This window comes from Vibrio sp. 1580 (assembly GCF_033340055.1).
The window spans coordinates 1-703 of record NZ_JAWOVT010000290.1 but is presented as its reverse complement, the minus strand read 5'-3'; the positions used below and the strand labels follow the sequence as shown (position 1 = coordinate 703).

The following is a 703-nucleotide window of genomic DNA, read 5'->3' as shown; positions in this document are numbered from 1 at the left end:
CGATCAAAGGAGTGGTGAAAACACTCGTCGAAGCGATTCTATTGGTTATTGCCGTAACCTACCTATTCTTGGGCAGTGCGCGAGCAACGTTAATTCCAGTGGTCGCGATTCCAGTTTCGTTGATTGGTACGTTTGCCATCATGCAAGCGACAGGATTCACCATCAACACGGTAACCTTGTTCGGTTTGATTCTCGCGATTGGTATCGTGGTGGATGATGCGATTCTGGTTATCGAAAACGTTGATACCACGATGGCGAAAGATCCAACCATTTCACCTCGCAAAGCAACATTGCTAGCGATGAAAGAGGTGACTGGGCCAATCATTACCTCAACGTTGGTTCTGTTGGCGGTATTCCTACCTGTCGCGATGCTTCCGGGTATTACTGGCATCATGTATCGTCAGTTCGCATTGACGATCTGTATTTCGGTTGTGATTTCGTCAATCAACGCGCTAACGCTGTCACCGGCTCTTTGTTCATTGGTATTAAAACAAGGTGGTGGCAACACGGCTAACTGGTTCCAAGCATTCAACCGTGGTCTAGAGCGTGTTACTACGCGTTACGGCCAAGTTGCAGGCTTCCTTGTTAAGAAATCTCTGTTATTGGTTACGTTCTTCATCGTTGCGGTTGCTGCGGTGTCTTTCTTCGCGAAGACGACATCAACGGCATTCGTTCCTCAAGAAGATAAAGGCATTTTGCTGGT

The 703-nt window shown here is 47.5% G+C and carries 1 protein-coding gene; it reads left to right on the top strand.

Annotation, left to right across the window (positions count from 1 at the left end):
* The coding region (locus R7093_RS25595) for an efflux RND transporter permease subunit (RefSeq protein ID WP_318147068.1) at positions 1 to 703 on the top strand (703 nt) is incomplete at both ends.